The organism is Burkholderia sp. WAC0059 (assembly GCF_002870125.1).
Lineage (GTDB): Bacteria > Pseudomonadota > Gammaproteobacteria > Burkholderiales > Burkholderiaceae > Paraburkholderia.
Map to the genome: position 1 here is coordinate 1 of NZ_PNEO01000046.1, position 5,605 is coordinate 5,605.

1 protein-coding gene is annotated in these 5,605 nt (G+C 73.2%); it reads right to left on the reverse strand.

Features of this window, described 5'->3' with window-relative positions:
• On the reverse strand, positions 1-5,605 hold a 5,605-nt coding region (locus CY652_RS23530), incomplete at both ends, for an AIDA repeat-containing protein (RefSeq protein WP_102133109.1).

Below are 5,605 nucleotides of genomic sequence, written 5' to 3' on the forward strand. Positions count from 1 at the left end.
GCCGCCGGCCGCGACCGTTCCGCCGTAGCCGGAGCCCGCCAGGTCTTCCGTGCCGCCGCTGTCGACCGTCGTGCCGCTGGTGACCCCGCCGGCCAAGACCGTCTGCACGCCCCCGCCGCTCACCGTCGCGTCCGTGGCGCTGCCGCCCGCGCTCACCGTCTGCGAGCCGCCCGCGTTCACGTCCGTGCCCGAGGCCACGCCGCCTGACAGCACCGCCTGCTCGCTGCCGCTGTCCACCTGTGTTGCGACGGCGCTGCCGCCCGAGCCCACGTCCTGGTTGCCCCCGCCGCTTAGCACCGAGCCGCTCGCGACTGCGCCCGAGTTGATGCTCTGCGTGCCGCCGCTGTTGATGATCGTGCCGCTCGCGATGCCCCCGCCGTACAGCGCCTGCGTGCCACTGTCGTTGACCGTCGTGTCCGAGGCCACGCCGCCCGAGGACACCGACTGGGTGCCGCCCGCATTCACCGTCGTGCTGGTCGCACTGCCGCCCGCCCCGATCGTCTGGCTGCCGCCATCAAGCGTCGCGCCGCTATCCTTGCCGGTAATCGTCTGCGTGCCGCCGGACAGCACCGTCTCGCCGGAGCCCGAACCGGCCAGGTTTTCTGTCCCGCCGCTGCCGACCTGCGTGCCGCTCTCCGTGCCGCCGGCCGATACCGTCTGCGAACCGTGCGCATCGATGACGGTGCCCGAAACCGTCCCGCCCGAAGCCACCGACTGCACGCCGCCGCTCACCGTCGTGCTGGTCGCGCTGCCGCCAGCACTGATCGTCTGGCTGCCGCCCGAGAGCGTCGCGCCGCTATCGACGCCGCCCGACTCGACCGTCTGCGAACCGCCCGCGAGCACCGTCTCGCCGGAGCCGGAACCGGCCAGGTCTTCCGTCCCGCCGCTGTCGACCGTCGTGCCGCTGTCCACGCCGCCCGAGGCCACCGTCTGCGCGCCGCCGCTGTTGATCGCGGCGCGGATCGCACTGCCGCCCGCGTCGACGGTCTGGCTGCCGCCGCCGTCGATTTGCGTGCCCGAGGCCGTCCCCCCGGAATCGATGATCTGCGTGCCGCCCGACAGCGTTGCGCCGCTATCCGCGCCGCCGGCTTCGAGCGTCTGCGAGCCGCCGGCGAACACCGTTTCGCCAGCACCCGAACCCGCGAGGTTTTCCGTCCCGCCGCTGCCGACCTGCGTGCCGCTCTCCGTGCCGCCCGCTACGATGGTCTGCGTGCCGCCGGCTTCGACCGTCGAACTCAAGGCCATACCGCCCGACAGGACGGATTGCCCGCCGCCGCTCACCGTTGCGCTGACTGCGCTGCCGCCGGCATCGACCGTCTGCGAACCGCCGTCGATCTGCGTGCCCGAGGCCGCCCCTCCGGAATCGATGATCTGCGTACCGCCGGAAAGCGTTGCGCCGTTATCGACGCCGCCGGCGTCGATCGTCTGCGAACCGCCGGCGAGCACCGTTTCGTCGTCGCCGGCACCGGCCAGGTTTTCCGTGCCGCCGCTGCCCACCGTCGTGCCGCGGTCCGTGCCGCCCGCGTCGACCGTCTGCGCGCCGCCCGGGCCGATCTGACCGGCCGAGGCCACGCCCCCGGAACTCACCGTCTGGGTGCCGCCGCTGCCGACGTTCGTGCCGACCGTCGTGCCGCTCGCGGTCACGATCTGCGTGGCGCCGTCACCCAGCGCTTGCCCGCTCATCACCGCGCCCGAGTTCACGCTTTGCGTGCCGCCGCTATTGATCGTCGTGTCCCCGACCGTGCTGCTGCCGTACAGCGCCTGGGTGCCGCCGCTGTCGACCGTCGTGCCCGAGGCCGTGCCGCCGGCCGACACCGTTTGCACACTCCCGTCACCGACCGTCGTGCCGCTGGCCGTCCCGCCCGCGCTGACCGTCTGGTCACCGCCTTCGAGCGTCGCGCCGCTGTCGATGCCGCCCGATGCGATCGTCTGCGAGCCGCCCGCGAATACCGTTTCGCCGTAGCCCGAACCGGCGAGGTCTTCCGTGCCGCCGCCCGAAACCCGGGTGCCGCTCGCGACACCGCCGGCCGACACCGTCTGCGTGCCGCCGTCGTTCACGGTCGCGCCATCGGCCGTGCCGCCCGCGTCGACCGTCTGCGAACCACTCGTCCCGATCGTCGTGTCCGTCGCGTTGCCGCCCGAACCGACCGTCTGCGAACCGCCCGCAGCGACGGTCGTCCCGGAGGCCGCGCCGCCCGCAACGATCGTCTGCGCCCCGCCGGACAGCGTTGCGCCGCTGTCCACGCCGCCCGAGCCGACCGTCTGCGAGCCGCCCGCGAACACGGTCTCGCCGTAACCCGAACCCGCCAGATTCTCCGCGCCGCCGCTCTCGACCGTCGTGCCCGACACCACGCCGCCCGAAGTCACGGTCTCCAGACCGCCGCTGGCCACCTGCGTGCCGGATGCCGTACCGCTCGCGGTCACCGTCTGCGAGCCGCCGGCGTTCACGGTCGCGCTCGTCGCGCCGCCGCCCGCATTGACCATCTGGCTGCCGCCGGCGTCGATCTGCGTGCCCGAAGCCGTGCCGCCCGAATCGACGGTCTGCGTGCCGCCCGACAGCGTTGCGCCACTGTCCACGCCGCCGGCGTCGATTGTCTGGGAGCCCCCCGTGAACACCGTCTCGCTAGCGCCATTGCCCGCGAGCGTTTCCGCACCGCCACTTTCCACCTGCGTACCGCTCACCGTGCCGCTCGCCAGCACGACCTGCGTGCCGCCATCGTTCACGGTCGTACCGGTCGCATTGCCGTTCGCATCGACCGTCTGCGAACCGCCCGCGTCGACGGTCGTATTCGTCGCGCTGCCGTCGGCGTCGATCGTCTGGCTGCCCCCCGAGAGCACCGCGCCGCTGTCCGTGCCGCCGGCTTCGACCGTCTGCGAGCCGCCCGCGGACACGGTCTCGCCGTAGCCCTTGCCGGCGAGGGCTTCCGTCCCGCTGCTCCCGATGGTCGTGCCGCTGACCGTGCCGCCGGCCGCCACCGACTGCGTGCCGCCGCTGCTCACGGTTGCGTCGTCGGCCGTGCCGCCCGCATCGATCGTCTGCGTACCGCCATCGTTCACGGTCGTGCCCGTCGCGCTGCCGCCCGTGTCGACGGTCTGACTGCCACCGTCGAGCGTCGCGCCGCTGTCCACGCCGCCCGAGGCGATGGTCTGCGCGCCGCCCGACGAGACGGTCTCGCCGTAGCCCTTGCCGGCGAGGGCTTCCGTCCCGCCGCCGTCGACCGTCGTGCCGCTGGCCGTGCCGCCCGCGCTGATCGTCTGCGAGCCGCCGGCATCGACGGTCGTGTCCAGCGCCGCGCCGCCCGACGACACCGACTGCACGCCGCCGCTCACCGTCGTGCTCGTCGCGCTGCCGCCGGCCTCGATCGTCTGGCTGCCGCCCGAAAGCGTGGCGCGGCTATCCGTACCGCCGGCATAGACCGTTTGCGAACCGCCTGCGTCGATCGTCTCGCCGAAGCCGCTGCCCGACAGCGCCTCCACGCCGCCGCTACTCACCTGCGTGCCGCTGACCGTGCCACCGGCCTCCACCACCTGGCCGCCGCCGCTGTCCACCTGCGTGCCATCGGCCTTCGCGCCCGAGCTGACCGTCTGCCAGCCGCCCGAAAGCATCGCGCCGCTGTCCGTGCCGCCTGACTCGACCGTCTGCGAACCGCCGGCGAACACCGTCTCGCCAGCGCCCGAACCCGCGAGGTTTTCCGTGCCGCCGCTCTCGACCTGCGTGCCGTTTTCGATGCCGCCCGTCAGCACCGTCTGCGTGCCGCCGTCGTTCACGGTCGCGCTCGTCGCGCTGCCGCTGGCACTGACCGTCTGGGAGCCGCCGGCATCGACGGTCGTGCCCGAGGCCGCGCCGCCCGACGAGACCGATTGCGTGCCGCCGCTGCTGACGGTCGTGTCGACCGCGCTGCCGCCCGCGCTGATCGTCTGGCTGCCGCCGGAGAGCGTCGCGCCGCTGTCGAGGCCGCCGGCTTCGACCGTCTGCGAACCGCCCGCCAGCACGGTCTCGCCGTAGCCCGAACCCGCGAGCGTTTCCGTGCCGCCGCTGTCGACCGTCGTCCCCGAAGCCACGCCGCCCGCATCCACGTCCTGCGTGCCGCCCGAATCCACCTGCGTAGACGATGCAACCCCGCCGGAACTCAGCGTCTGCGAGCCGCCGCTGCCGACGTCCGTGCCGACCGTCGTGCCGCTCGCGGTCACGATCTGCGTGGCGCCGTCACCCAGCGCTTGCCCGCTCATCACTGCGCCCGAGTTCACGCTTTGCGTGCCGCCGCTATTGATCGTCGTGTCCCCGACCGTGCTGCTGCCGTACAGCGCCTGGGTGCCGCCGCTGTCGACCGTCGTGCCCGAGGCCGTGCCGCCGGCCGACACCGTTTGCACCCCGCCGCCGCCGACGGTCGTGCCGCTGGCCGTCCCGCCTGCGCTGACCGTCTGGTTGCCGCCCGAGAGCATCGCACCGCTGTCGATGCCGCCCGCCTCGACCGTCTGCGAACCGCCCGTGAACACGGTCTCACCAGAGCCGAAACCCGCCAGATTCTCCGTGCCGCCGCTCGAAACCTGCGTGCCGCTGACCGTACCACTCGCCAGCACGACCTGCGTACCGCCGTCGTTCACGGTCGTGCTGGTCGCATTGCCGTTCGCGTCGACGGTCTGCGAGCCGCCCGCGTCGACGGCCGTATTCGTCGCGCTGCCGTCGGCGTCGACCGTCTGGCCACCGCCCGAGAGCGTCGCGCCACGATCCACGCCGCCCGACTCGACCGTCTGCGACCCGCCCGTGAACACGGTCTCGCCAGAGCCGGAACCCGCCAGATTCTCCGTGCCGCCGCTCGAAACCTGCGTACCGCTCACCGTGCCGCTCGCCGACACCGTCTGCACGCCGCCGTCGCTCACGGTCGTGCTGGTCGCATTGCCGTTCGCGTCGACCGTCTGCGACCCGCCCGCATCGACAGTCGTATTGGTCGCGCTGCCCCCCGCGTCGATCGTCTGGCTGCCCCCCGAGAGGGTCGCGCCGCTGTCCACCCCGCCCGATTCGACCGTCTGTGAACCGCCCGTGAACACGGTCTCGCCATAACCGGAGCCGGCCAGATTCTCCGCGCCGCCACTCGCCACCTGCGTGCCGCTCGCCGTGCCGCTCGCCAGCACCGTCTGCGAACCGCCACCGCTCACCGTCGTACCGGTCGCGCTGCCGCCCGCGCTGATCGTCTGACTGCCGCCCGAGAGCGTCGCGCCGCTGTCCGTGCCGCCGGCATAGACCGTCTCCGAGCCGCCGGCGTAAATCGTCTCGCCGACGCCGCTGCCCGACAGGCTCTCCACGCCGCCGCTCTCGACCTGCGTGCCGCGCGCCGTACCGCTCGTCGTCACCGTCTGCGAGCCGCCGGCGCTCACCGTCGTACCGACGGCCGTCCCGCCGTCGACCTGCTGATAGCCGCTGCCTTCCACCGTCGTCGCGCTGGCCGTGCCGCCCTCGACGTACGAACTGCCGCCGCCGCTGATCGTGGTGTCGGAAGTCACGCCGCCGTAGACGTCCTGCTCGCCGCCGCTCTGAATCTGCGTGCCGTCGGCCTCGCCACTGTCGACCTGCTGATAGCCGCCGCCCTCGACCGTCGTCGCGCTG